At 63.5% G+C, this 26514-nt stretch carries 15 protein-coding genes and 1 pseudogene; 6 read left to right on the forward strand and 10 right to left on the reverse strand.

Annotated elements, in window-relative coordinates:
• Window position 1: 1 nt before the first annotated feature.
• The 6 genes and pseudogenes from ACQB61_RS21375 to ACQB61_RS21400 all read right to left on the reverse strand — a co-directional run bounded on the left by ACQB61_RS21375 (window position 2) and on the right by ACQB61_RS21400 (window position 12402).
• Window positions 2-2320, reverse strand: coding sequence for a TonB-dependent hemoglobin/transferrin/lactoferrin family receptor (locus ACQB61_RS21375; RefSeq protein WP_430514465.1), 2319 nt, complete (start codon window positions 2318-2320; stop codon window positions 2-4).
• Window positions 2321-2578: 258 nt separating this feature from the next.
• The gene (locus tag ACQB61_RS21380; protein WP_430514466.1) at window positions 2579-2992 is read right to left on the reverse strand and encodes an autotransporter outer membrane beta-barrel domain-containing protein; all 414 of its coding nucleotides are present in this window, start codon (window positions 2990-2992) and stop codon (window positions 2579-2581) included.
• A 38-nt stretch (window positions 2993-3030) separates the two neighbouring features.
• Window positions 3031-5916: pseudogene (locus ACQB61_RS21385) on the reverse strand (autotransporter outer membrane beta-barrel domain-containing protein); the annotation flags it as partial.
• A gap of 404 nt (window positions 5917-6320) precedes the next feature.
• Window positions 6321-10157 carry an autotransporter outer membrane beta-barrel domain-containing protein gene (locus tag ACQB61_RS21390; RefSeq protein WP_430514467.1) on the reverse strand — a complete coding sequence of 1279 codons (3837 nt, stop codon included), beginning with the start codon at window positions 10155-10157 and terminating at the stop codon, window positions 6321-6323.
• Window positions 10151-11461: an autotransporter-associated beta strand repeat-containing protein gene (locus tag ACQB61_RS21395; RefSeq protein ID WP_430514468.1), complete on the reverse strand. Its 1311-nt coding sequence runs from the start codon at window positions 11459-11461 to the stop codon at window positions 10151-10153. Before ACQB61_RS21395 ends, ACQB61_RS21390 begins: the two co-directional genes overlap by 7 nt.
• Window positions 11437-12402 (reverse strand): hypothetical protein, encoded by a 966-nt coding sequence (locus ACQB61_RS21400; protein ID WP_430514469.1) that lies wholly within the window; start codon window positions 12400-12402, stop codon window positions 11437-11439. Before ACQB61_RS21400 ends, ACQB61_RS21395 begins: the two co-directional genes overlap by 25 nt.
• Before the next feature lie 816 nt (window positions 12403-13218).
• Here ACQB61_RS21400 and ACQB61_RS21405 point away from each other — a divergent pair.
• The gene (locus ACQB61_RS21405) at window positions 13219-13413 is read left to right on the forward strand and encodes a GyrI-like domain-containing protein (RefSeq protein WP_430514470.1); all 195 of its coding nucleotides are present in this window, start codon (window positions 13219-13221) and stop codon (window positions 13411-13413) included.
• An 83-nt stretch (window positions 13414-13496) separates the two neighbouring features.
• Here ACQB61_RS21405 and ACQB61_RS21410 read toward each other — a convergent pair whose 3' ends face one another.
• The 3 genes from ACQB61_RS21410 to ACQB61_RS21420 all read right to left on the reverse strand — a co-directional run bounded on the left by ACQB61_RS21410 (window position 13497) and on the right by ACQB61_RS21420 (window position 19511).
• Window positions 13497-14441, reverse strand: a complete 945-nt coding sequence (locus ACQB61_RS21410) for an autotransporter outer membrane beta-barrel domain-containing protein (RefSeq protein ID WP_430514616.1) — start codon at window positions 14439-14441, stop codon at window positions 13497-13499.
• Window positions 14380-18402, reverse strand: a complete 4023-nt coding sequence (locus tag ACQB61_RS21415) for an autotransporter-associated beta strand repeat-containing protein (RefSeq protein ID WP_430514471.1) — start codon at window positions 18400-18402, stop codon at window positions 14380-14382. The genes ACQB61_RS21410 and ACQB61_RS21415 overlap by 62 nt, the downstream gene beginning before the upstream one ends.
• A 539-nt stretch (window positions 18403-18941) precedes the next feature.
• The gene (locus ACQB61_RS21420) at window positions 18942-19511 is read right to left on the reverse strand and encodes a cytochrome b (protein ID WP_430514472.1); all 570 of its coding nucleotides are present in this window, start codon (window positions 19509-19511) and stop codon (window positions 18942-18944) included.
• 169 nt (window positions 19512-19680) lie between these two features.
• Here ACQB61_RS21420 and ACQB61_RS21425 point away from each other — a divergent pair, with 169 nt between their 5' ends.
• Window positions 19681-20112, forward strand: coding sequence for a hypothetical protein (locus ACQB61_RS21425; protein WP_430514473.1), 432 nt, complete (start codon window positions 19681-19683; stop codon window positions 20110-20112).
• A 73-nt stretch (window positions 20113-20185) separates the two neighbouring features.
• Window positions 20186-21724 carry a multicopper oxidase family protein gene (locus tag ACQB61_RS21430; protein ID WP_430514474.1) on the forward strand — a complete coding sequence of 513 codons (1539 nt, stop codon included), beginning with the start codon at window positions 20186-20188 and terminating at the stop codon, window positions 21722-21724.
• A 134-nt stretch (window positions 21725-21858) separates the two neighbouring features.
• On the opposite strand, the gene ACQB61_RS21435 is transcribed toward ACQB61_RS21430, so the two are convergent.
• Window positions 21859-23583 carry an ABC transporter ATP-binding protein gene (locus ACQB61_RS21435; RefSeq protein ID WP_430514475.1) on the reverse strand — a complete coding sequence of 575 codons (1725 nt, stop codon included), beginning with the start codon at window positions 23581-23583 and terminating at the stop codon, window positions 21859-21861.
• 373 nt (window positions 23584-23956) lie between these two features.
• On the opposite strand from ACQB61_RS21435, the gene ACQB61_RS21440 reads away from it, so the two are divergent.
• The 3 genes from ACQB61_RS21440 to ACQB61_RS21450 all read left to right on the forward strand — a co-directional run bounded on the left by ACQB61_RS21440 (window position 23957) and on the right by ACQB61_RS21450 (window position 26494).
• Window positions 23957-24790 (forward strand): ATP-binding cassette domain-containing protein, encoded by an 834-nt coding sequence (locus ACQB61_RS21440; RefSeq protein WP_430514476.1) that lies wholly within the window; start codon window positions 23957-23959, stop codon window positions 24788-24790.
• A 561-nt stretch (window positions 24791-25351) separates the two neighbouring features.
• Window positions 25352-25717, forward strand: coding sequence for a nucleotidyltransferase domain-containing protein (locus tag ACQB61_RS21445; protein WP_430514477.1), 366 nt, complete (start codon window positions 25352-25354; stop codon window positions 25715-25717).
• Window positions 25718-25759: 42 nt separating this feature from the next.
• Window positions 25760-26494: a metallophosphoesterase family protein gene (locus ACQB61_RS21450; protein ID WP_430514478.1), complete on the forward strand. Its 735-nt coding sequence runs from the start codon at window positions 25760-25762 to the stop codon at window positions 26492-26494.
• Window positions 26495-26514 lie beyond the last annotated feature (20 nt).

Below are 26514 nucleotides of genomic sequence, written 5' to 3' on the forward strand. Positions count from 1 at the left end.
CTCAGAACTTCACGTTGAAGGCGGCGGAGAAGGTGCGCCCGGCGCCGGTTTGCAGTTCCAGCGGGTTCTGGCTGGCAATGGACGTGGTGGGGCGCAGGGTCATGCCCGCTGCGGAGGCCTCGAAATAACGGGTGTCGAACACGTTCTTCACCCCCACATCGAAGGACGCCATCCCGCTGACCTTCCAGCTGGCGAAGAGATCCAGCAGCGCATAGCCGCCCGGCTTGAAGCCATCGGCCTCGCCCACCTTGTAGACGGGGCTCGCCAGGGTCGTCACCGCATCCAGCGTCAGGTTGTAGTCCGGGATCGCGTAGCTGAGGCCCAGCACCGCCGTCAGCGGCGGCAGCGTGTGCGCCGTGGTGTCCGCATCCGCCGAGACATTCTGGATGCCCTTCTGCCAGGACAGGCTGGCGGTGGCTGTCAGGTCCTGCGTCAGGCTGTAGGCGCCTTCCACCTCGATGCCCCAGACCTGTACCTTCGACAGATTGCGGTAGGTGTAGTCGCTGGTGCCCGGCGGGTTGTAGAAGCTCTGAATAAAGTCCGTGTAGCGGGCGTGGAACGCGGTGACGGCGACATAGCCATCATTGAGTTCCGCACGGGCCCCGGCCTCCAGCGAGCGCACATATTCAGGCTTCAGGTCCATCGCCGGTGTCAGATTGAAGAAGGTGCCGGGCACGGAGGTGTAGAGCTGCTGGGCGGTCGGCATCTTGAAGCCCTCGCCATATTTGCCCCAGACGGACCAGGTCTGATCCACCCGGTAAAGCGCGCCGAGGCTTTTCAGAAGCTCGTTGTCCTGCCGCACGAACGGCGGGGAGCCTGCCACCAGCTTGTAGTCGGCATCGGGCTTGGGCTCGATGCGGTAGGTGGCAAAGCGCAGGCCCGGTGTCAGTTCCAGCTTGCCGTCGAACAGGCCGATCTTGTCCTGAAGATAGACGTCCGCCCGGCGGGTTTCCGCATTGGCGAAGTTGAAGCCCCCGGCCCGCGCCTCGGTCACCGCGCCGGTAACGAGGTTGGTGGTGCGGTCACGGCGGACATAGTCCTGCGTGGAGTAGTCGCCATCAAAGCCGAAGGTCAGCTCATGCGACAGCGCACCGGTGGCAAAACCCTTGGTGGCTTGCAGGTCGAGTTCGTAGAAGTCTTCCGAATAGCCGAGCAAATCCTCGGTCGTGTAGGCCTGCCGGGCAGAGGTAACACCGCGCTGAAGGCCGCTGCGGTCATACTTGTGCGGGGCATAGGCGAAGGAGGTCTTCAGCGAGTCCAGCAGGCCATTTTCCGGCGTCCACTGGTGCTCCACGCCGAAACGGTGGCGTGTCAGCTCCAGCTTGCGGTCATAGGAGGAGAGCGTGCTGCCATTGGTCTGGCGGCCAAGGGTGCGGGTGTAGTCCACATCCGTGTCCCGGCGCATCATGTCGGCGGAAAGCTCCAGCCGGTGTTCGGTGCTGGGTGTCCAGACGAACTTGAGCATACCGCGGTAGCTGTCGGTGCCCATCTTGTCGAGCTTGTTGCAGGGCAGCTGCCCGGCTGCCAGATTGCGCGGGCAGCCATAGAGGCCGCCATCGGCGCGGGCGTTGGAGAGCCGCGCCTCATGCGCCGACTGGCGGGACACCGCCGCCAGAACGGCGAATGTGTCGGACCAGCGCTGCGCAAACACACCTGATGCGGTGCCCGAGCCGTTGAGGCTGTCATAGGCAAGCCTGCCCTGCCCGCCCATGCTGCGGCCCTTGAGCACGTCTTCCGGGTCCAGTGTTTCCACCGCGACGATGCCGCCAAGGGCATCCGCGCCCCACAGTACGGAGGCCGGGCCGCGCACCACCTCGACCTGCCGAACGAAGTTGAGATCCAGATAATCGCGGGTGCCGTCGGTGATGCGCTCGGCCACGCGTGAGCCATCCACCAGCATCTGCACCCGGTTGCCGCCGACGCCGCGCACGGTGAAGCCGCTGAAGGTGTTGAACGGATCGGTGGCGCTGGTCTGCCGGGCCACGGTGACGCCGGGCAGATAGCGCGTCAGCTGCTGCATGTCGGAAATGCCCAGCCGCTCGATATCCGCGCCCGTGACGACGGACACATGCGCGGGAACATCCAGAACCGCCGTTTCCTGCCGGTCAGCGAAAAGGGTGACGCGGCTGAGCTGGGTGATCAGCCCCTGCGCGTCAGCCTTTGCCTGCGCTTCAGCAGCCGCAGCGCCCGGTTGGGCGGCGGTTTGGGTCTCGGCCTGAGTCCCGGATTGCGCAAGGGCGTGGCCTTGCTGCGCGCACAGGAGGGCGAGGCCGGCGCAGCCCGCCAGCCAGAGGGCATTGCGCCCCTCGTATCTCGACATGAAAATAGCTCCCCGGCAGCTCCCCGCTGTGCGGATGGAGCCGGTCTACAGTGTGACTGCTTGCTTTGGGCTGGCTGGGATGACCGGCACAGGTTCAGCCGGTCATGTACATGCCGGGATATAAAACATGATATTAAGAGTCAAGTATTAATTATGGCGTGATGATGACACCCGCCGGACCGGGCTTTCCACCTGCGCAAGGAAAAACCGCCCGGATGGCTGGCATCCGGGCGGTTCTGGTATCGGGTTTGCTGAAGATCAGAACTTCATGCGCAGGTTGCCCTTGACGCTGTGGTCGCTGGCCTTGGCCGCCAGCTCGCCCTGATAAGCGAGCGTGAGGTCCACTTTCTCCGTCATCGTCATCGAAACGCCGGTGCCAACCAGGAACGCATCGCGGTCCAGCGCCCGGCCCTGAATGGCGAAGGGGCTGCTGCCTGCGAAAGCCATGCTCATGAGGGGCGTGATATCGCCGAAGGCGTGGCGCCAAGCCAGCTCACCCGTGAGCCGGACGGGGATGCCCTGAAGCCCGGTCTGCACCGCGCCGCGCACACCCACGGTGGAGAAAGCAGTGTCCATCGCCTTGCTCCGCCCGGACAGCGCCGCGCTGCCGCCGGTTTCCGTAAAGCTCGCCCCGTCCTGATGCACCAGCGCAAGACCGGTGAAGCCTTCCACGAAAGCCCCTGCATCACGCCGCTGAACATCTGGCCATAGGCCAGTTCGCCGAAGCCCTGCACTTGCCCGGTGTCATAGTCAGCTTCAAGCCTCTGGGAAATGTTGCCGAAGCTGACGTTGCGCCGGGTCGAGATGTCCTGCCAGCTGTAGCTTGCACCGCCGCGCAGAGACACAGCACCCCAGTCCGTGGCGTCGAAATCATAGCTGCCGTACACGCCTGCATGATAGCCCGAGACAGTGGCCGTGGAGGCGAGCTCCTTGCCATCCAGATAGCTGCCGGTATAGCCGGCAAACACACCCGCCATGGCGTTGTCCGTGGGCTTTGCCTCGATGCCCGCCATCAGCCCGCCGGTGTTGCGGCTGAAGCCAGGCATTGAACCGGAGGAGCGCTCCTTGCCGAAGCTGCCGAGCGCCTCACCCCAGACACGGGCCCCGGTGAAGCTGAAGTCACCGCCCTGGAAGCGCTGATTGAAGGACTCGTTCGTCAGGCGCTTGACCGCCGTCTGACCCACCTGCGTGCTGCCCGAAAGGATCTGGCTCAGAACGGCGCCCTGTGCTTCGCCGGAGAGCTGGGCAAAGGCATTGCGCGCGCCCTGGGGTGACAGGCCAGTCACGGCCTTTTTCACATCCGAGGAGTCCGGCAGGTTCGCGGTGCTGTGCGCCGCGGCCTTGTGGTTGACGGTGGCCGCAAGCTCGGCAAAGCTGACGCTGTTTCGCAGCAGCATCAGCTTCAGATCTGTTGACGAGTAGCTGAAGGCAGCATCCAGGAAGGCGAAGTTGGTCAGGAGAACGTGATCAAACCGGCCGGAAATGTTCTGCGCGCTCAGGATGGTGTAGATGGTCGAGGGGGCATAGCTGCCTTGTTCGGCATTCACCTGCAGCTGCGTGCCGCTGGCGATGGTGACCTGCCCTGTCGAGGTCAGAAGGTCAGAGCCTCCGGCGGCCGCCGTCTCCACCGCAAAGACCGAGCCCGTTGCAAACGTCACATTGCCGTTCACCGTGATCGTGCCGAGGGAGTTTCCGGGGGACACGGTGCTGCCATAGCCTGCATTGACCGAGCCGACCGAGCCGTTGCCGCCAAGGGTGCCCAGGGCGTAGAGCGTCACGGACGCATTGCTGAGGCTCGCGCCATTCAGCCGGACCGTTGCATCAAGAACCCCGATCTGGCCGCCGTATGAGCTGGCAAAGGACGCCGTGCCGCCGCCGATCACACTCACGGTGCCGGGGCCCGTGATATTCGCACCCACCGTATAGGCATCCGAGCGGTTGAAGAGCAGCGTTCCCTTGTTGTTGACGCTGCCTGAGAGGCTGCCGGATGTGCCGCCAATGCCAATACTCAGGCTGCGGCCGGTGGCAATTTCCGTCCCGCCGGAATGCGAGACATCGCCAGTCAGGAACAGCGTGCCGCCGCCGGTTTGCTGCACCGTGCCCGTGCCGCTGATGTTGCCCCCGAAAACCGTTGCATCGGAGCGGTTGAACACAAGCGCGGCGTTGTTGGTGACATTCCCCGTGCCAAGCGAACCGGACGTGCCGGCGTTGCCCACCTGCAGCGTGCCGGCGGAAATGGTGGTGCCGCCGGAATAGCCGCCGGTACCGGTGAGAACCAGCGCGCCGCCGCCCGACTTCACCAGCCCGCCGGAACCGCTCAGTGCGCCGGTCAATGTCAGGCCAGAGGAGGCCGCGACATCAAACTGGCCCGCGCTGGTGAAGACCATGGACCGGGCGGTCGAGAAGCTGGTGGTTGTGGACAGCGTGCCGCCACCGAAGGTGACGCTCCCGCTTGCCGCGCCAAGGTTGCTGTCCGAGGTGACCGCGAGCGTGCCCGCGTTCAGCTGTGTGCCGCCGCTGTAGGTGTTGGCGCCTGACAGGGTCAGCGTGCCGCTGCCAGACTTGATGAGGCTGCCGCTGCCGGAGACCAGATTGGAGAGGGTGTAACTGGCTGTCTGATCCATGGTCAGCGTGCCGGTGACGGAAATGCCGCCGTCCAGCACAGCGCCTGAACCAAGGGTGAGGGTGTTGCTGCCGCCGGTGAACTCGAGGGCAAATGCTCTCGTCACATTGTCGGCCGCCAGACCTCCCCGGATGATGTTGTTGTTGACGACGGTGAGGCCCGATCCCTTGATGCCGGACCCGCCGGTCAACCCGTGGCCGCCAGTGATCGTGCCTGCGTTGTTGACCGTGGACATGGTGGCCTGAATGCCGGCGCCGCCCGACCCTTGCGCAGCACCAGTTCCACCGGCACCGCCCTGAACCTGCGCGCCGGAGCTGACCGTCAGCACAGTGAGGTTCTGGCCAGCAAGAATACCGGCGCCGCCATCGCCGCCGTTGCCGCTGGCGGGGGACGTGCCCTGAGGAAACAAGATGGCACCTCCAGCCCCGCCGGGGCCGCCTGTGCCGCCCACAATGGTTGCCCCGCCCACTATTGTATAGGTGCCCGGGGAGCCAGTGGCGACGCCAGCGCCACCCTCGCCGCCGCCGCCGCCGCCACCGACAATCATCGGCCCGGTATCCGGCATGAACGGCAGACTCTCGCCTGCCTGTCCCTGGCCACCCGCGCCACCGGTGCTGCTGTGCACATCCGCACTGCCACCAGACGCGTTGGCCGTGAAGCCATGTGTGCCACCGGTACCGCCGTGCCCGCCACGGCCCGGAAAGAATTCCATGACAATGGCTCGCCCCTCAGCTCCCGGCTGACCGGCATTGCCCCCAGAGGCGCCGCCCGTGCCGCCCTGTCCGCCAAAGGTAAACTGATTGATTTGCTGGCCCAAACCACCCGCGCCACCACCGGCCAGCGCTGCGTTCGAGGCAAGGCTGAGAGCCAGCGCGCTCGTCAGAAGGAGGCCGTTGCGCAAGGCCGCATGGCGCGGGCGCGCCGCACATGACAGAGCCGGCCCACGTTCGGTCGCTTTGCGGATTTCGCGCATTCATGCCTCCAGCAGGATCAATCATCAGGCCAGCCACGGCTTCTGGCCGAACCCGGACGGCAAGTTCAAAAAACAACAATCTTCTTTCATTGATAAATATATACTGGAAACTTGTCAACATTTACGAAAATTAACGCAAGACAAACAACCTTAACAAGATGTTAACTGGGCATGTATTTTGAACACTTACTCATGTTCAATGATTTAATATTTTATTAATTGATCGAAATAACACTCTGTTCACCATGTTCATCAGAGCAAACTGAAGTCCCGGATTTTTCCTGAACAGAAGCCCTGACGGCACGTCCCGGCAGGAAATATGCGGCAACGCCTCTTCCACCTGCGCAAAAAACGCCCGGATGGCTGGCATCCGGGCGTTTCTGGAGATTGGTTTTGCGGAAGGCTCAGAACCTCAGGCGGAAGCTGCCCTTGACGCTGTGGTCCGTGGCTTTGGCCGCCAGTTCGCCCTGATAGGCGAGCGTGAGGTCCAGCTTTTCCGTCATCGTCATCGAAACGCTGGTGCCGATCAGGAACGCGTCGCGGTCCAGCGCCCGGCCACGGATGGCGAAGGGATTGCCACCGGCCAGAACCATGGTCTGGGTTGCGGCAACATCCCCAAAGGCATGGCGCCAGGCGAACTCGCCCGTCAGCCGGACGGGAATGCCCTGAACCCCGGTCTGCAGCGCACCGCGCACACCCACCGTGGAGAAGGCCGTTTCCAGAGACTTGCCCCGGCCGGTCAAGGCGGCGGTACCACCGGTTTCGCTGAACTTCGCGCCGTCCTGATGCACCAGCGCAAGGCCGGTGAAGCCTTCCACGAAAGCGCCCTGCATCACGCCGCTGAACATGTGGCCATAGGCCAGCTCGCCGAAGCCCTGCACCTGGCCGGTGTCATAATCAGAGTCCAGCCGCTGCGAGATGCTGGCGAAATTGACATTGCGCCGTGTGGAGAAGTCCTGCCAGCTGTAGGCCGCACCGCCGCGCAGCGACAGGGCGCCCATGTCCGTGGCGGCAAAGTCATAGCTGCCGTAAATGCCGGCGTGATAGGCCGACACGGTTGCGGTGGAGCCAAGCGGCTTGCTGTCCAGATAGCTGCCCGTGTAACCGGCCATGACGCCCGCGAGCGCCTGATCCGTGGGCCTCGCCTCGATGCCTGCGATCAGGCCGCCCATGTTGCGGCTGAAGCCGAAGGCCGTGTCCGCCGCCCGTGAGCGGCCGAAGCTGCCAAGCGCCTCACCCCAGACGCGCGTGCCTTCAAAGGCAAGGTCGCCGCCCTCGAACCGGCGGTCGAACGCTTCCTGCGTCAGCCGCTTGAGGGCCGTGCCGCGCACAATGGCGCTGTCTTCCAGCATCTGCCCGGCCGCAGAGGCATGCAGTTCGCCCGAGAGCTGGTTGAAGGCATTGCGCGCCCCTTCGGCAGACAGGCCGGTCACTGCGGTCTTCAGACCGGACGAGCCCACAAGGCTCTCCAGACCGGAAGCCGTGGAGCCGGCATTCGGCGTGTCCGTAACATCGGGAAGGGCGGTGCTGTTGCGCGTCAGCGTCAGCAGCACATCCGTCGCCGAATAGCCGAGCTCCGCTGTCAGGAAGGCGAAGTTGGTGGTGACCACCGGATTGAACTGGCCGGACACGCTGGCGCCGCTCACGATGCTGTAGGTGGTGGAAGCGGAGTAAGTGCCGCTTTCGGCCAGCACGCGCACCGATGCGCCGCTGTCGATGGTCACTGCGCCCGTGGCGATCACACGGTCGGATGTGCCATTGGCATTGACTTCCACCTCATAGACGGACCCTGCCCCGAAGGACACCGGCCCGGCCACGTTGATGGTGCCGATGGAATTGCCCGGTGCGATGATGCCGCCGGACAGAACCGTCAGGCTGGCGACGGTGCCATTGCCCGCGAGGGTGCCCGTCTGTCCGGCGAGGCCGCCGAGTGTAACGGGAGATCCCGTCAGTCCATTGCCGGACAGCACCAGCTTCGCATCAGTCACAGCCGTGGAACCGGAATAGGTGCCTGCAAACTCCACCCGGCCGCTGCCCTTGAAGTCGATGCGGCCCGAACCGGTGACTGTGCCCGGCACCGTGTAATTGTCGGACCGGTTGAAGACCAGTGTTCCGTTGTTGACGATGGGCCCTGTGACTTCACCCGTGGTGCCGCCATCGCCGAGCTGCAGCGTGCCCGAGGAGATGGTCGTTGCGCCCGTGACATCCACCTTGCCGGTGACAACAAGCGTGCCGCTGCCCGCCTGTTCCAGCGTGCCCGTGCCAGTCATGTTGCCTGCGAAGGTCACCACATCCGAGCGGTTGAAGACCAGTGCGCCATTGTTGACGATATCTCCCGCGCCGAGCGTGCCGGAGGTATGGCTATCGCCCACAACCAGCGTGCCTGCGGAAATCGTGGTGCCGCCGGTATAGCTGCTGGTACCCAGCAGATAAAGCGCGCCGTCGCCCGTCTTCACCAGGCCGCCGGTGCCCGAGAGCGTACCGTACAGGAGCAGATTGGACGAGGCAGCCACATCAAACCGGCCCGCGCTGTTGAAGACCATGTTGCGGGCAGAAGAGAACCCAGCCGCCGCCGCCAGCGTGCCGCCGTTGAAGGTGATGCTGCCGCTCGTATCGCCAAGATTGTGATCGCCAGTGACAGACAGTGTGCCTGCATTCAGGAACGTGCCGCCGGTATAGGCGTTGGCGCCGGACAGGATGACGGTGCCCGCGCCGGTCTTGTTGACAGCACCGGCACCGGTGACGGTGGTGGCAATGGTGGCCGTGAGGCCATTGTCGATGCGCAGCTCCATGCCGCCGGAACCAGCCACGAGAGAACCGGTGCCGCTCAGCGTGTAGCCATCGGTGGCGAATTGCAGGCCTGCCGCAGTCTGGTTGCCGGTCACCGTGACCGTGCCGCCGGACGGGCCGGCGAACACGGCCGTCAGGTCAGCCCAGCTTGTGGCCACGTTGCCGGCCTGGCTGGTCCAGTTGGTGGTGTTGCTGTCCCACGTGCCGGAACCGCCGTTGACGGCGCCATTGGCCGTGGTCTGTCCGCCGTTCCAGAACTGCAGGCCGGTGTAGCTCACAGCAAGGTTCACCTGCCCCGCCGTGCCGGTGGAAACCATCAGCTCGTAACCGGCAGGCACATCGCCGAACACAAGGCCGTAGTCCGCCGTCAGCGTGCCGTAGTCGAACAGCCGGTAGGTGCCCGTGCCGAAATTGCTGCCTTTGATGATGTTGAGAATACCGCTCAGCGACAGGCCGTTGGTGACGGACACCAGATCATTGACGCCGCCGCCCACAACGCCCGGCGTGTCCAGCTCAAAGGTGACCTTGCTGCCGTCATTCATCACAAGGCTGGAAACCGTCAGCGTGCCGGGGCTGCTGCCGGGGCTGAGCGTGCCTGCCATCTCCACGGTCACCGCACCACCAATGGTGCCACTGCCGCCAAGCGTGGCGTTAGGCTGGACGGACACAGCGGTGTTGCCGAGCGCCCCGTCAACCTGAAGCGTGCCGCCGGCAACGAGCGTCGCGCCGGTATAGGTGTTCGTGCCGGACAGCGTCAGCGTGCCACTGCCGAGCTTGGTAAAGCCGCCGCCTGTGTTAGCGATAACACCGCTCAGCGTCACCTCGTTGCTGCCCGTATCGACAGTGTTGTTCGTGCCATAAAGGTAGACGCTGTTGCTGATCTCCGTGTTCCCGGTCACAGCCAGTGTGCCACTTTGCAACCCCAATAAACCTGTACCCAGGTTGCCGCTTGAAGCAATGGAAAGGATACCGGCGTCGATCAAAATGGCACCGGTGTAGGAGTTCGTGCCAGACAGGGTCAGCGTGCCGCTGCCTGTTTTAGTCAGAAGCGTGTCAGCGCCAGAAATCGCGCCGCTCAGTGTCACCGCATTGCTGCCTATGTCGATAGTACTGATCCCATTCACAATTGTCACAGCGTTGGCGATCGTCGCGGAACTGGTCACGGTCAGTGTACTATTGCTCAGCACCAGCTCGCCGGTGCCCAGGTTATTGCCGGAGGAAATGGAAAGCCTACTGTCGGAGACCGTTATGCCACCGGAATAGGTGTTCGTGCCGGACAGCACCAGCGTGCCGCTGCCGGCCTTGATCAGATTGCCACTACCGCTGACCACGCCGCTCAGGGTCAGGACATTGCCGCCGGTATCAACAGTGCTGTTGGTGCCCGCAAGAACAACAGCATTGTCAATCGTCGCGACGGCGCCAGTCACGGCAAAGGTGCCGCCGTTCAGCACCAGCGCCCCTGCGCCAAGGTTGAGTCCGACGAAATGGACAGGGTGCCGCCGGAGATGGTCGTGGTGCCGGAATAGAAGTTGGTGCCGGAGAGAACGAGCGTGCCCGCACCGGTCTTGGTGAGAGAGCCGATGCCGAAAATCACACCGCTCAGTTCCGCGCTGACACCGGTGCCGGTGTTGATCACCTGGCTATTGTCATTGTTTATCAGCGCAATGTCGTTACTGAACCCGGCTGAGCCGTTCAGATCCAGCTGGCCGCCATCGAGCGCAACGGTACTGCTGCCAAGGTTGCCGGAGGCGGAGACCGACAGGGTTCCCGCCGAAACCGTGAGCTGGCCGGAAAAGGTGTTTCCTGTCCTAGACAGGACAAGCGTTCCCGCGCCGGTCTTGATCAGATTGCCGGCGCCGGAAATCAGGCCGCTCAGGGCCGCCACTTCACCGGTGGCAACGTCTACGGTTCCAGAACTGCCCCCGAAGGCAATGGCATTGTCGATCGTCGTGGTGCCGGTGACGGCCAGCGTGCCACCGTTCAGCGTCAGCGCCCCGCTGCCAAGGTTGCTGTCCGAGGCGATGGACAGGGTGCCGCCGGAGACCAGCGTGCTTCCAGTGTAGGCATTGTTGCCAGACAGGGTCAGAGTGCCCGTGCCGCTTCTGACCAGCGCGCCGCTGCCCGAAATGATGCCGGAGTAGGAGGTAGTGTCAGATCCAGCGACCGCCAGAATGTTGGCATCGAGATTGATGTCACTCGTTCCCGACAGGGAGCCAACCGTTTCGCTGCTCTGCAATACAACCGTGCCGCCGGCCATCGTCAGCGAGGCTGTATCGCTTATGGCGGCTCCGCCGTAGAGGATTACGGTGCCTGCATTGACGGAGAGGCCGCCACTGTTGGTGTTGGTTCCGGACAAAGTAAGCGTGCCAGAACCACGCTTGATCAGCGTCCCGGATCCGGACATGTTGCCGGAGAACATCGTCGGAGCGCTGTTGTTCGTCGCCAGGGAAGCATTGAGAACGACGCTGCCGCTTCCCGCAATCGACCCTATATTCTCGGCACTGTTGACCTGAAACGTTGCCCCGCCATCGATGATGACTTGGCCATTATCCCAAAGGGCAACGCCGCCGGAGATCACCAGTGTTCCGGCGCTGACGGTCGTGGTGCCCGTATAAAAGTTCTCGCCGCTGAACGTCAGCGTGCCAGTTCCGGCCTTCACCACATTGCCGGTGCCGGAGATCCTGTTGCTCAGAACAAAATCGTCCGTCTGATCGATGGTCAGGTCACCCGTTACGGAAACACCGCCCTCAAGCACCGCGCCCGAGACAAGGGTGAGCGTGTTGCTGCCACCGGTGAATTCAAGGGCCAGCCCCTCGTCACGTTATCGGCGGCCAAACCCCCACGGATGATCCAGTCGCTGGTGACGGTGAGGTTGGAGCCCTTGATGCCGGAACCACCGGTCAAGCCGTTGCCGCCAACGATTTCGCCGGAATTGTTGATCGTCGCCATCGAGGCCACGATGCCGGCGCCGCCGGCGCCAGCGGCACCAGCGGCACCGCTAAAGGCAGATGTGCCGCCCGCGCCGCCTGCACCGCCGTTGCCGCCCAGAACTCTCGACTCGTTCTCTACGGTCAGCGTGGTATTGGACGAGCTGACAAAGACACCCGTGCCGCCATCGCCGCCACCGCCGCCGCTGCCAGCGAAACCGGAGCCGGAAGTATTGCCACCGGCACCGCCCGCACCACCCGCACCACCTGAAATGACGCTCTCATTGCCAATGGTGTAGGAACCTGAAGTGCCGAGTACCAGCCCCGTGCCGCCCTCGCCACCACCACCGCCGCCGCCGCCGGCGCCGTTCGGAAACCCCGCAGGTGCACCTGCACCACCAGCAACACCAGCTTGACCGGTGGTACCGGCGCTTACGTTAAGACCACCGCCAGTATCAGACACGGAGTTGCCTGCCGCGCCGCCATCGCCGCCGGCTCCACCATTACCAGCGTCTGCATTACCCGTAGTTCCCACCTGACCGGCAACTCCCGCCGCGCCGCCTGCGCCGCCCTGTCCGCCAGGATTAAACTGGGAGCTCCCGCCAGCACCACCGGCCCCACCGCCGGCAAAGGCCGGAAGCGGCTGGGCAGCCATGGCCAGAACCACCGACGTGGTGAGCAGCAGACCGCTCCGGAGGGCCGCTTGGCGCGGGCGCGCCGCACCTGAAAGAGCACGCACAGTTTCGTTCACATGGCGGCGTTCGCGCATTCATTCCCCCGGGATACAATTCAGCACGACCGGCCGCCCCTCCACACGAGAGCCACAGCATCAGCCAACTGGACTTCCAAACAATATCAAATTGGAATAAAGGTAACCGGAAGCACTGTCAATGCACCTAAATAAATCAAAAGTTGCAGATTTTTCATTAAATTACATATTTTGTACTTGTCTTTCATATGTATTTTTTTGCATTAATTGATAATTACTTGAATTTCCTTTGCATCCAGCCAGTACTTTCTCAGGACAGTTACAGCGGAAAAACCAATCGCCTATGGCGGCTGGATTGAAGTCTCCACGCAAAAAGCGGGCAACTCCGGAAATGTATATGGCCATACACAATTCCCTCCAGTCCTCCCTGTCTTTTCATCATATTCCGCTGCGTCATTCATGTGTTTCCCGCCATTGCGCCGGATCTGCCGTGACTGGCCGCGCCAGTTCATTGGCAACCGCCGGATGACCTGGCGCAGCCTGCGGCCCTGCCCTCTGCGCAAGTTCAGGTGCATGAGAGCAAATCAGTGCAGTGCCCCTCTCCTCCTCCTCTGGCTTCTGTATGCGCGTCGTGGTTGAAGCCGGAGACCATTTGGGGAAAGGCTGCAATCTGCTCACTCAGCACGGCGTTTCAGCCCCTCTCTCCACCAGGGGTAGTGTTTGCTTTGGACGCACGGAGGAAGAATGCACCGGCATGATGGCAGGACCTCTCCGCCCCCATCCATCTGGTAGGGAGGCGGGCGGCAGGCGTCCCCCGAAAAGCAAACGCCTCATTGCGGGCAATTTCCGAACCTGATGTGTGAATCCGGCAGCCCAATGCACGTCCGCCATACGACCAGCCATGATCAGATACTGGCCACCTATGCCTGGATCAGCACCGTCTGGATCGACCAGACAGAAGAGGCTTTTTCGCCGGACAGTGGCGGCGGCTACGAATTCTACCGTTCCGCGCCCTGGGATCTGGCCTGCGGCAATCTGGACCTCGATATCGTGCTGCCACTCAGTTCCTAGCGCAAGGCCCCTTCCCGCGGGCAAAGAAAAACCGCCCGGACGGCTGGCATCCGGGCGGTTCTGGATATTGGCTTTGCTGAAGGTCAGAACCTCAGGCGGAAGCTTCCCTTGACGCTGTGGTCGGTGGCTTTGGATGCCAGCTCGCCCTGATAGGCCAGCGACAGGTCCAGCTTTTCCGTCATCGTCATCGAAACGCCGGTACCGATCAGGAACGCGTCGCGGTCCAGCGCCCGGCCACGGATGGCGAAGGGCGTGCTGCCCGCAAGCGTCATGGTCTGCGTTGCCGCCACATCCCCAAAGGCATGGCGCCAGGCCAGTTCACCCGTCAGCTTGACGGGGATGCCCTGGAACCCGGTCTGCACCGCGCCGCGCACACCCAGAGTGGAGAACGCGGTCTCCAGAGATTTGCCACGGCCCGTCAAGGCGGCGCTGCCGCCGGTCTCCGTGAACTTGGCCCCATCCTGGCGCACCAGCGCAAGACCGGTGAAGCCTTCCACGAAAGCGCCCTGCATCACGCCGCTGAACATGTGGCCATAGGCCAGCTCGCCGAAGCCCTGCACCTGTCCTGCGTCATAGTCAGCGTCCAGCCGCTGGCCGATATTGCCGAAGTTGACGTTGCGCCGGGTCGAGATGTCCTGCCAGCTGTAGCTTGCACCGCCGCGCAGAGACACTGCGCCCATATCCGTGGCGGCGAAGTCATAGCTGCCGTAGATGCCGGCATGATAGGCCGTCACGGTTGCGGTGGAACCAAGCTGCTTGTTGTCCAGGTAGCTGCCCGTGTAACCGCCCATGATACCGGCCATCGCGCTGTCCGTGGGCCGCGTCTCGATGCCTGCAACCAGACCGCCCATGTTGCGGCTGAAGCCAAAGGCCGTATCCGACGCACGAGCCCGGCCGAAGCTGCCAAGCGCCTCGCCCCACAGCCGCGTGCCTTCGAAGCTCAGATCGCCGCCCTCGAACCGGCGGTCAAAGGCCTCCTGCGACAGACGGCGCAGGGCCGTGCCGCGTACAATGGCGCTGTCTTGCAGCGTCTGCCCGGCGAGCGAAGCGTGCTGCTCGCCCGAAAGCTGGTTGAAGGCATTGCGCGCCCCATCGGCCGACAGCGCAGTCACCGCCACCGCAAGATCGTTCTTGCCCGGCAGGCTGGAAATGCCCGAGGCCACGGCGATCTCGTTGGGCGTAGTGCCAACCTGGGCAAAGCCGGTTTCGTTGCGCGTCAGCGTCAGCAGCACATCCGTAGCGGAATAGCCGAGCGCCGCCTTGAGGAAGGCAAAGTTGGTGGTGACGGCCGGATTGAACTGGCCCGACACGCTGGCGCCGCTCAGGATCGAGTAGGTGGTGGAAGCAGCGTAAGTGCCGCTTTCGGCCAGCACACGCACCGATGCGCCGCTGTCGATGGTCACTGCGCCCGTGGCGATCACACGGTCGGATGTGCCATTGGCATTGACTTCCACCTCGTAGACAGACCCGGCACCGAAGGAAACCGCCCCGGCGACATTGATGGTGCCGATCGAATTGCCCGGTGCCACGATGCCGCCGGACAGAACCGTCAACCCGCCGATGGTGCCGTTGCCCGCCAGAATGCCGGACGTGGTGCCCGCCCCCGACGGAAACCTGCGCTCCCATCAGTCCATTGCCGGACAGCACCAGCTTCGCATCAGTCACCTCCGTGGAACCGGAGTAGGTGCCTGCAAACTGCACCCGGCCGCTGCCCTTGAAGTCGATGCGGCCCGTACCGGAGACGGAGCCCGGCACCGTGTAATTGTCGGACCGGTTGAAGACCAGCGTCCCGTTGTTGATGATGGGCCCTGTGACTTCGCCCGTGGTGCCGCCATCGCCGAGCTGCAGCGTGCCCGAAGAAATGGTGGTTGCGCCCGTGACATCCACCTTGCCGGTGACAACAAGCGTGCCGCTGCCCGCCTGCTCCAGCGTGCCCGCGCCAATCATGTTGCCTGCGAAGGTCACCACATCCGAGCGGTTGAAGACCAGCGCGCCATTGTTGACGATATCGCCCGCGCCGAGTGTGCCAGAGGTGCCGCCGTCGCCGATCTGCAGCGTGCCTGCGGAAATCATGGTGCCGCCGGAATAGCCGCTGGTGCTGGTAAGACGCAGCGTGCCGTCTCCCGACTTGACCAGACCGCCAGTACCCGAAAGCGCACCGGCGAGCCGCAGCTCTGTTCCGGTTGCCACATCAAACCGGCCCGCACTGTTGAAGACCATGGACCGGGCCGTCGAGAAGCTGTCGGTTGAGGCCAATGTGCCGCCGTTGAAACTCACGCCGCCACTCACGTCACCAAGGTTCAGATCCTGCGAGACGGACAGCGTGCCTGCATTCAATGCCGTGCCGCCGGTGTAGGTGTTGATGCCGGACAGGACGATGGTGCCCGCGCCTGTCTTGTTGACAGCGCCGGAACCGGTGACGGTGGTGGCAATGGTGGCCGTGAGGCCATTGTCGACGCGCAGCTCCATGCCGCCGGAACCAACCACGAGAGAACCGGTGCCGCTCAGCGTGTAGCCATCCACGGCAAATTGCAGGCCTGCCGCAGTCTGGTTGCCGGTCACTGCAACAATGCCGCCGGAGTTGCCTGCGAAGACCGCCGTCAGATCAGCCCAGCTGGTGGCGACATTGCCGGCCTGGCTGGTCCAGTTGGTGCTGCTGCCGTTCCAGGTGCCGGAGCCGCCATTGACGCTGCCGTTGGCCGTGGTCCGGGTGCCGTTCCAGAACTGCAATCCGGTGTAGCTGGTGGTCAGGTTCACCTGCCCCGCCGTGCCGGTGGTCACGGAAAGCTCGTAACCGGCAGGCACATCGCCGAGCAGCAGCCCGTTGTCCGCCGTGAGTGTGCCGTAGTTGAACAGCCGGTAAGTGCCCGTGCCGAAGTTGCTGCCCTTGATGATATTGAGCACGCCATCGAGCGTCAGGCCATGGGTAACAGACACCAGATCATTGACGCCGCCCCCTACGGTACCCGGCGTGTCCAGCTCGAAGTTGAGCTGGCTTGTGCTGTTCAGCACAAGGCTATCAACCGTCAGCGTGCCGGGGCTGCTGCCGGGGCTGAGGGTGCCGCCATTCAGAACGCTCACTGCACCGGCGATGCTGCCGCTGCCGCCAAGCGTGGCACCGGTCTGGACGGTCACAGCCGTGTTGCCGAGCGACCCGTCAACCTGAAGCGTGCCGCCGAGAACGGTGGTGGTGCCGGTGTAGTTGTTGCTCGTGCCGGAGACAACGAGCTTGCCGCCGCCGAACTTGATGAGGTTGCCGCTGTCCCAGATGAGGCCGGCCGACTCGACGGTGACACCGCTATCAATGTTGACGATACCGCTCGTTCCGCTCTGAAGGCGGATGGCATTGGCAAGCACGGTGTTGCCAGTCACACGAACAGCCGCGTCTCCCAGCGTCAGCGTGCCGGAACCAAGATTGGCCTGCGAGCCAATGGACAAGGTGCCGCCAGAGACGGTGGTGTTGCCTGTTTGTGTATTGGTGCCGGAAAGAACCAGCGCGCTGCCGCCGGTCTTGATCAGACTGCCGCCCCCGGAGAATGCACCGGACATGGTCACAGTGCCGTTGGCCGCGCTGATCGTATTGATCGAAGACAGCGAAATGTTAACATTGTTGTCAATCGTCGTGGCGCCGGTCACCGACAGCGTGCCACCCGTGAGCGTCAATGCACCCTCACCAAGATTATCGCCCGAAGCGATGATCACAGTGCCGCCCGCCGTCAACGTTCCGGTGTAGGTGTTCGTGCCGGACAACGTCAGTGTGCCGCTACCGAGCGTCGCGAGATTGCCGCTGCCGGAGATCACACCGGTCAGCGTCACATCGTTGCTTCCGGTGAAGATGGTGCTCGAGGCACCTGACGCGAGCGAAACCGCATTATCGACGACTGCATTGCCGGTAAATGCCAGCGTGCCGCCATCAAAGACCAGCGCCCCCGCGCCAAGATTGCCATCCGATCCAATAGCCAGGTTACCGCCGGAGACCGTCGTGGTGCCGCTGTAGGTGTTGGTGCCGGACAGCGTCAGCACCCCGCCCCCGGACTTCATCAGATTGCCGGTGCCAGAGATCACGTTGCTCAGGGTGTAATCGACGGCCTGATTGATGTTCAGGGTACCTGCTACGGAGATACCGCCCACAAGCGTGGAGCCTGTGGCAAGGGTCAGCGTGTTGCTGCCGCCGGTGAAGTCGAGGGCAAACCCTCTTGTCACGCCGTCACCTGAAAGGCCACCCGAGATCGTGCCCGAGTTGAGAACGGTCAGATCAGACCCGACGATACCGGAACCGCCCTTCCCGAAAGCACCTGCTGCAAAGCCGGCACCGCCAATGCCCCCGGCGCCACCGGTCACAGAAACGGAGCCCTGCACATTGATGGTCGTCATGGGCGTATCGGCAAAAATGCCGACACCGCCGTCACCGCCATTGCCTCCAAAGCCGCGGTCGGTTGCATACCGGCCTTCACCGGAGGCGCCGTCGCCACCTGAGCCACCTATACCACCGGTGACATTGGAACTGATCGTTGCTGTGCCGCCGCCGGCAGCGACAACGCCGTAACCACCCTCGCCGCCACCGCCGCCGCCGCCGCCGTGGGTAACCGAAAGAGTCGCATTGTTGAGACCGTTCCCGCCGTCGCCACCTGCTGAGCCAGTCGCCGGGGCCGAGACCGTGCCGCCACCGTTGAGCGTAGCCCCGTGAGCGCCGCCGTTCCCACCGGCACCACCGCCGCCGCCAAAGGTTAATGGGTCGCCGCCTGCGCCGCCTGCGCCACCACCGGCACCGCCGCCGCCGCCGCCGCTGCTTCCGGCAAAGTTATTGCCAACCGCAGATGCGCCATCACCGGCACCGGTCGAAATGGTCCCGCCTGTACCGCCAGCACTGGACCGGTAGCCGCCGCTTTCACCGCCCTTGCCACCGGTGCCGCCAGCTGCAAAAGCCAGAGACGGCTGAAGTGCCATCGCCAAGGTTATGGCGGTCGTCAGAAGAAGACTGCCCTGCAAGGCTGCATTGAATCCGTGGGATTTGCGCGCCAGACCATGCTGGCTTCCCTTGCTGCACCCACCCATCAATGCCCCCTCACGATATCAGCCAAAAGACCGGAACGCCCCTTGAAAAGAAAAACAGACCGGCTGGTAGAATCTACAACCAAACGATGATTTGAATAAATGCAAGAAGTCACCATGTCAACGCAGCCAGCCTTGCGCAGCGTCGAATAAGTCTAAATATCGATAAATTCATTCTACACTATTTTCGAAAGAAATAACGGGGGTGCTTTTAACGAAACCTTCTTTTAAATACTATTTTCAGGATTATACATGCATAACAATAAGCAAAACAGCGTTTTCGTTAATGAAAATTAATCGGGGGAAGTGTGTGAAGCAATATGCAAAGTATTTTCAGCTCCCACTTTGGGTGAGAGCCTGTTTGCCGGGGCATAACTGGACCGGTGCGGCGCGCACGGCGGCTGCCACGCCTGCATTTCGTGCCGGTGCAGGAAAAGTTGCTGGCACTTGAACTCCCGGCGCCAGCTCAGCGCATGTCACAACATGCGCGGGAGCACGTCGGTTTCGCCGTTCCGGTCCTGCATCCTGTGCTTTGCCGCGCCGCAGACATGCAGGGCGATACAAGCCAGCAGAAGATAGGCGGCGTATCTGTGCAGCGCCTGGAACACCGCAAAGGCGTCATCGCTTTTCGGCAGAATTTCCGGGATATGCGAGACAAGGAAGAACGGAACACCATCCCCATCAGGAATGCTGCTCGACATGGCATAGCCCAGCAGCGGCGTCAGCAGCGTCAGGGCGATGATCAGCCTGTGCAGGGCATGGGAGAGCCATTTCTCCCAGCTTTTCAAGGCCGCAGGCGCATGGGGAAGCACCGCCCGGTAGCGCCAGCGCAGTGTGATGTGCACGAGCGCCAGCAGCCATGCCAGCACTCCGAACTGCTTGTGGTTGGGATAGAAAACCCCGGCCGTGGGATCATCTTCCGCACGGCCCGTCATGTACCACCCGGCGGCGATCAGACCCAGGATCAGCACGGCTCTCACCCAGTGAAGGATCCGGATTGAAAGGGGATATTTTTCAACCTGCCCCGGCAGAAGCGTTGCGGTCATGCGCCATCCTCGTATCCCGCAGCAGAGCGCCGGGTTCCCTCGAGTCACCATCATGCCCGGCGAATGCTGCGGTTTCGTGGAGACTGTGTGGAGATCACGTGGAGTGCGGGCTGGAAATCCCCTGGCATGACCCTGGGGGACGGCAACAGCCCTGCCAGAACGCTGGACTTTGACCCCATCCCTGCCCTATCGTACTTTCATGTCGCGCATGCTGATCAACCTGCTTCTTGCTGCCGCACTGGTGCTTTCGCCGCTGGTGGCGCTGGCCCATGGCATGGCGCAGAATGGAAAGCCCTCCGGACAGCATCATCAGATGGCCATGGCCGCCATGGACCATGCGCAGGCAAGGCACGCCCGCCCGCATGAAGACACAGCCGCGGCGGATGACCCCGCCAGCCTTGCCGCCTGCGCCAGCATATGCCTTCTGCTCGCCTCCTTTACCCTTCCGGCGCAGCCTGCGGCCCTGCTCTCTCCGCCCGTTCAAGGGCATGAGGGCGCATCCGTGCATCTCCCCTCCCCAGCGGCGCCGCACCGCCACTGCAGCCGCCACGCCCTCTCTCCGCCTGAGACCGGAGACTTGATGCCGGTGCGCAAGCCTTGAGCTGCGCCGCGCCGCATCGGTTCTCCCTCTTTTCAACGGACCGGGATGCCACGCATCCTGCGGAGAGACACACATGACAATGACAACGAGACGCGCCCTGCTTCAGGGCGGTGCCGCCCTTGCGGCCTATGCAATGCTGCCCGCCAGCCCCATCCTCGCGGCCACAAAATCCACCGGAAGCCCCCTGCCCTTGCGCGCCGTCAAACGCACGCTGGAGGTGAAGGGCCGCGCCGCCACGGTTTATGGCCTCACGGGGCCGTCCGGCTCCGGCCTGACACTGGATGCCGGTCAGCAGTTTCAGGTGAACCTCACCAATGAACTGGACGAGCCAACCCTGATCCACTGGCACGGCCAGATCCCGCCCAACGTACAGGACGGTGTGCCGGACATGCCGCTTCCCGCGCTCCGTCCGGGCGAAAGCCGCGCCTATGACTTTGCCCCGCGCACGGGCACCTTCTGGATGCACAGCCACATCCCGTTTCAGGAGATGCAGCTTCTGGCCGCGCCGCTGATCGTGCGCAGTGCGGCTGAGATGCAGGAGGACCGGCAGGACGTGGTGATGCTGCTGCATGACTTTTCCTTCCGCAGCCCGGAAGAGGTGATGGCCGCAATCAGTGGTGGACATGGGGGCGGACATGGCAGCGGACATGGCGGTGCGCATGGAAACGGACACGCAGGCCACGGCGGAAACGGGCATGGGGGTGGACATGATGCAGGCCAGATGACCATGGGCGCCATGAACATGGGTTCAATGGGCATGAGCTCGATGGGTATGGGCTCGATGAACATGGCAGGCATGGATCTCAACGACTATGACTGGGATGCCTATCTCGCCAATGACCGCACGCTGGACGATCCGCAGGTGGTGCAGGTGGAGAAGGGCGGACGGGTGCGCCTGCGCATCATCAATGCCTCCGCCGCCACTGTGTTCTGGATTGAAACCGGCGCACTGGCCGGGCGGCTCACCGCCGTGGACGGTGATCCGGTGGAGCCGCTGGCAGGCAGCCGCTTCGGCATTGCCATGGGCCAGCGCCTCGATATCGAGCTGGACCTGCCCGCAGCCACGGAAAGCTGGCCCATTCTCGCCCGGCGGGAAGGGGCGCGGGAACAGACGGGGCTTATCCTCGCCACCGCAGGCGCCAGCGTCGGAAAGCTGCCGGACATGGGCGCAACGGAAGCCCCTGCCTTTGATACGGATCTTTCACAGGAGAGCCGTCTGCGCGCTGCCCACCCCTTGCCGCAGCGCCCGGCGGACCGGCAGATGATGGTGATGCTGGGCGGCACAATGCAGCCCTATGTCTGGACCATCAACGGCGCCGTCTGGGGCCAGCATCAGCCGCTGGAAGCCGTCAGCGGGGAGAGGGTGGAAATCACCTTCCACAACATGTCGATGATGGGCCACCCGATGCATCTGCATGGGCACGTGTTCCAGGTGGTGGCCCTCAACGGCCAGCCCCTTGCCGGCGCATTGCGCGACACGGTCTATGTGCCGCCCATGGCGATGGTGACGGTGGCGCTGGATGCCGGCGAGGCGGCAAGCTGGATGCTCCACTGCCACCACATGCCGCATCTGGTGACCGGCATGATGACGGAGTTTCAGCTGCGAGCCTGAAGCCGGAAGGGCAGGGAGGGAGCAGGGGGAGGGGCATCCTCTCCCCCAAAACTTCGCAACTGCGAAGCTGACCGTCCAGGGGGAGGGCACAGTGCGAGAGGCCGTCTTTTCAGCCGTTTACGCCCTCCTCCTGCCTATTGCGCCAGCCGCAGCCGGGCGTAGCGGCTGCCTTCACGGGCCAGCAGCTCGGCTTCGCTGCCTTCCTCGACAATGCGTCCCTGTTCCACCACGAAGACCCGGTCGGCGCCTGCGATGGTGGCCAGACGGTGGGCAATGATCAGTGTGGTGCGGCCGGTGGACAGCTCGGCCAGCGATTGCTGGATGGCCTTTTCCGTCTCCGTGTCGAGGGCGGAGGTTGCCTCGTCGAGGATGAGGATGGGCGGGTTCTTGAGGAAGATCCGGGCAATGGCCAGCCGCTGCTTCTGCCCGCCGGACAGTTTCACCCCGCGCTCGCCGATCACCGTATCAAGGCCTTCGGGCAGGCTTTCCACCAGCCCGTCCAGTCTTGCCCGGCGCACGGCCTCGCGGATATCGGCTTCGCTGGCGCCAAGGCGGCCATAGGCGATGTTCTCGCGGATGGTTCCGGCAAAGAGGAACACGTCCTGCTGCACGATGCCGATGTTGGAGCGCAGCGACTTGAGCGCCAGATCGCGGATATCGGCGCCGTCGATCGAAATGGCACCGCCGGTCACGTCATAGAAGCGCGGCAGCAGGGAGCAGATGGTCGTCTTGCCCGCGCCCGAAGAGCCGACGAAAGCCACCGTTTCACCCGCCTTGATGGAGAAGGAGATGCCATTGAGGAGCGGTGCATCCGCCTTGTAGCCGAACTGCACATCCTTGTAGGCGATATCGCCGTTGAGGCGCCCCACAGCACGGGCTGACGGACGGTCGGCAATATCCGGCTTGACGGCCAGGAAGGAGAGATAGCGCTGGAAACCGGCGATGCCCTTCGGATAGGTCTCGATGACGGAATTGATCTTCTCCACCGGGCGGAAGAACACGTTGACCAGCAGCAGGAAGCCGACAAAGCCGCCCGCACTCAACTCGCCGCGCACCACGAACCAGGAGCCCGCCAGCATCACCACCACCTGCACGAAGCGCATGGACAGGTAGGACAGGGACATGGAGGCGGCCATCACCTTGTAGGCGGCAAGCTTCGTGTCGCGGTAATTCGTGTTGCTCGTGGCGAAGAGCGCGCGCTCGTGGTCCTCGTTGGCAAAGGCCTGCACCACGCGGATGCCGCCGACATTTTCCTCGATCCGGGCGTTGAAATCCGCCACCCGGCCATAGAGCGCATGCCAGGTTGCCGTCATGCGGCTGCCGAAGTGGGTCGTCACCCAGGCGGTGACAGGCACGACGAAACCGGTGATCAACGCCAGTTCCATATGCACATGCAGCATCAGGAAGAAGGCGCCGATCAGCGTCATCAGCGCGATGAACAGATCTTCCGGGCCATGGTGAGCCACCTCACCAATTTCCTCCAGGTCCTTGGTCAGCCGGGCAACGAGATGGCCGGTCTTTTGATTGTCGAAATAGCCGAAGGACAATTTCTGCAAGTGATCAAAGGCCTTGCGGCGCATCTCCGTTTCAATGGCGATGCCCAGCATGTGGCCCCAATAGGTGACGACGATCTGAAGCCCCGCATTGAAGAAATAGATCGCCATCAGCCCCAGAACCGCCAGCGCGATCAGTCCCAGCTGGCCTGTCGGCAGCAGCCGGTCGATGAACAGCGTCACCGCCAGCGGGAAGGCAAGTTCCAGCATGCCGGACGCAACGGCGCTGCCGAAATCCAGCGCAAAAAGGCCCTTGTGCGGCTTGTAATAGGCGGCAAAGCGCCGGATCAGATCAGATTTTGTCATGGAACTTCAGGGCTTTACAGGCAGGGCAGGGGAGGCTGGAGGAGAAAAGTCTTCTCCTTTTGCCGCAGCGCTCCTCTCCCCCTTGAGGGGAGATGTCAGCGCAAGCTGACAGAGGGGGATGGAAGCGCTTCAGCACGGCGGGAACTCTCTTGATGACGGACAGCCAGATACCCCCTCTGCCCCCTGCCGGGGGCATCTCCCCCTCAAGGGGGAGAGAAGTTGGGGCCTGGCTGGCCGTCCGTGGTAAACACCGCCCCGGCAAAGGGCAGGGGAGGGGGACAGCAACGGCGGGCAGGGCGCTTGACCTTTCGGCCCCGATCCGCGAAACATGAAAACATAACTCCAGTTTGACCAGTAACGGAATCCGGGTTTCATGTCCATGACTGCCAGCGCCCTGCGGGCTGACACCACGCTGTCCCTCGACCTTTCGCTGGCCCCGGCCTTTTCCCTGGAGAAGGTCAGCTTCCGCCTTGGAGACAAGGTGCTGTTGCAGCCGCTGGATCTGGAGCTGCCAGCGGGCAAATCCATCGCGCTCATCGGGCACAACGGCTCGGGCAAATCCACGCTGCTGAAGCTGCTCGGCCGCCAGCAGGAAGCCGCCGGTGGCATCATCCGCTTTCAGGGCGAGGCGCTGAGCCGCTGGAGCCCCCGCGCCTTCGCCCGCAAGCTGGCCTATCTGCCGCAGCACACGCCCGTTGCCCCCGGCATGCTGGTGCGGGAGCTGGTGGCCCTTGGCCGCTATCCCTGGCACGGCGCCCTTGGCCGCTTTGGCACTGCCGACAAGGCCAAGGTGGACGAGGCGCTGGCCCGCACCGCCATGGAGCCTTTCGCGGACCGGCTGGTGGACACGCTGTCGGGCGGCGAACGCCAGCGCGCATGGCTGGCCATGATGGTGGCGCAGGATGCGGACTGCCTGCTGCTGGACGAGCCGATTTCCGCGCTCGACATCGGCCATCAGCTGGAGGTGCTGGGCCTGATCCGCGATCTGGTGCGCGACAAGGGGCTGACAGCCATCACCGTGCTGCATGACATCAACATGGCAGCCCGCTTCTGCGATCACATCGTGGCGCTGCGTTCGGGGCAGAAGATCCTTGAGGGCAGCCCGGCGGACATCATGACCAGCGAGGCGCTGCGGCGCATCTACAACGTCGATATGGACGTGCTGCCCGCTTCCACCTCCGGCCATCCGGTCGCGCTGGTGCGCTGAGCCTGCGGGCAGGCAGATGTTGCTTTGATGCCGGAAAGGCAAGCCGTTTCAAGGTCTTGCTTCTTTGGCTAAGGCATCTCATTTCCCCTCCCCGTTGAGCTGTCATCGTACTTGAAGCCTGTGACGGCCTGGGGACAGCCGCGGTCTGATCACTCCGGCACGGCGTGTCAGCCCCCTCCCCACGAGGGGAAGGGGGCGGCAAGCGTCCTTACGAAAAGCAAACGCCTCATTGCGGGCAGTTTCCAGACCTGATGTGTGAATCCGGTAGCTCAAGGGGAGAGAGGGCGCTACGGCTCAAGCGCTTGCGCAAATCCACCACCGCACACCGCCTCCCCTCTGGACATCAGGCAGGGGAGGGGCCTACTGTGCGTTTGTGCACAAACTGGTTTTCTCCAGTTTCCTCAACGCATAAGCCTTCTCGAAACGGGGTGCGCCCGCATCCTGATCTCACGGATTGCCACATATGACTGACGGATCTGAAAAGACCGCCTTTCTTTCCGCACGCGTGCCGGTCAGCCTCAGAAACCGGTTCAAGGCCGTTGCCGCGCAGCGGGGCTCAAGGTGCAGGAGCTTCTGAACGAGCTGCTGACCAGCTACACGGAAGGGCTGAACCGGCGCGAGCCTTCGGCGACGGAGGTCATCCACCTTCTGCGCGCCCAGAAGGAGCGGCTGATGCGCCTCGGCCTTCTGCATCTGTATCTCACCGGCGCACTGGCCCGGGGCGAGCCTTCCACCGGGCAGGAGGTGAACCTGTCCTATGAGCTGGACCCGCAGGCGGGCTTGTCCCTGCTCAGCATTGGCCGGGTGGGAGACATCATCACCGCCTCCCTGCCGGATGACCTGAAGGTCACGCTCGTTCCCCGCAAGAAAGCCGTTTCCTCCGCCACCTATGCCAGCAGCGCGGATGACGAGATCCGGGTGTTTTGAGGGAGAGGGGAGGGGCGCCCACGCCGCCCAATGGAGGCCCGCATGCGCATTGCCGTCATTTCCGATGTTCATGGCAACCTGATTGCCCTCGATGCGGTTCTGGACCACATCGCCCGGCAGCGGCCGGACGCGATTGTCAATCTGGGCGATCTTGTCTCCGGCCCCTATGATCCCCACGGCAGCGCCGAGCGCCAGATGGGCCTTGCGGCCCTGACCCTCGCGGGCAACCACGAGCGCCAGTTGCTGGCAGGCGGAACCGGGGCATCTGACAGTTTCGCCAGAGCCCGGATCACGCAGACCCATCTGGACTGGATCGCCAGCCTGCCGCAAACGCTGACACTGGCCGATGGCGAGGTCTTCGCCTGCCATGGCAGCCCGGCGGGCGGCGACCTTGAGTATCTGCTGGAAGATGTCAGCCGGGGCTTCCCCGTGCTGGACACGCAAGGTGCCATCGCCAGCCGCCTGACGGGTATTGGCGGCGCCCGCGTCTTGCTGTGTGGCCATACCCACATTCCGCGCCTTGCCTGGGTGGACGGGGTCCTGATCGTCAATCCCGGCAGCGTGGGCATGCCGGCCTATGACGACGACACCCCCGTGCCGCATGTGATGGAGGCAGGCACCCCGCATGCCCGCTATGCCACGGTCGAGCGCACGCCGGACGGCTGGACCGCCAGCTTCCATGCCATCCCCTATGACTTTGCCGCAGCAGCGGAACAGGCACGGCAGGCAGGCCGTGAGACCACCGCAACAGCCACCACGACCGGACGCCTCAGGTAGGGCACCGGCTCAAGGCCGCT

The organism is Pannonibacter phragmitetus, from assembly GCF_050510895.1.
GTDB lineage: Bacteria > Pseudomonadota > Alphaproteobacteria > Rhizobiales > Stappiaceae > Pannonibacter > Pannonibacter phragmitetus_B.

Coding starts and splice junctions, on each gene's coding strand:
- ACQB61_RS21375 (WP_430514465.1), bottom strand. CDS start 2,320: ATGTCGAGATACGAGGGGCGCAATGCCCTCTGGCTGGCGGGCTGCGCC.
- ACQB61_RS21400 (WP_430514469.1), bottom strand. CDS start 12,402: ATGCGCGAACGCCGCCATGTGAACGAAACTGTGCGTGCTCTTTCAGGT.
- ACQB61_RS21430 (WP_430514474.1), top strand. CDS start 20,186: ATGACAATGACAACGAGACGCGCCCTGCTTCAGGGCGGTGCCGCCCTT.
- ACQB61_RS21450 (WP_430514478.1), top strand. CDS start 25,760: ATGCGCATTGCCGTCATTTCCGATGTTCATGGCAACCTGATTGCCCTC.
- ACQB61_RS21435 (WP_430514475.1), bottom strand. CDS start 23,583: ATGACAAAATCTGATCTGATCCGGCGCTTTGCCGCCTATTACAAGCCG.
- ACQB61_RS21405 (WP_430514470.1), top strand. CDS start 13,219: ATGCACGTCCGCCATACGACCAGCCATGATCAGATACTGGCCACCTAT.
- ACQB61_RS21440 (WP_430514476.1), top strand. CDS start 23,957: ATGTCCATGACTGCCAGCGCCCTGCGGGCTGACACCACGCTGTCCCTC.
- ACQB61_RS21420 (WP_430514472.1), bottom strand. CDS start 19,511: ATGACCGCAACGCTTCTGCCGGGGCAGGTTGAAAAATATCCCCTTTCA.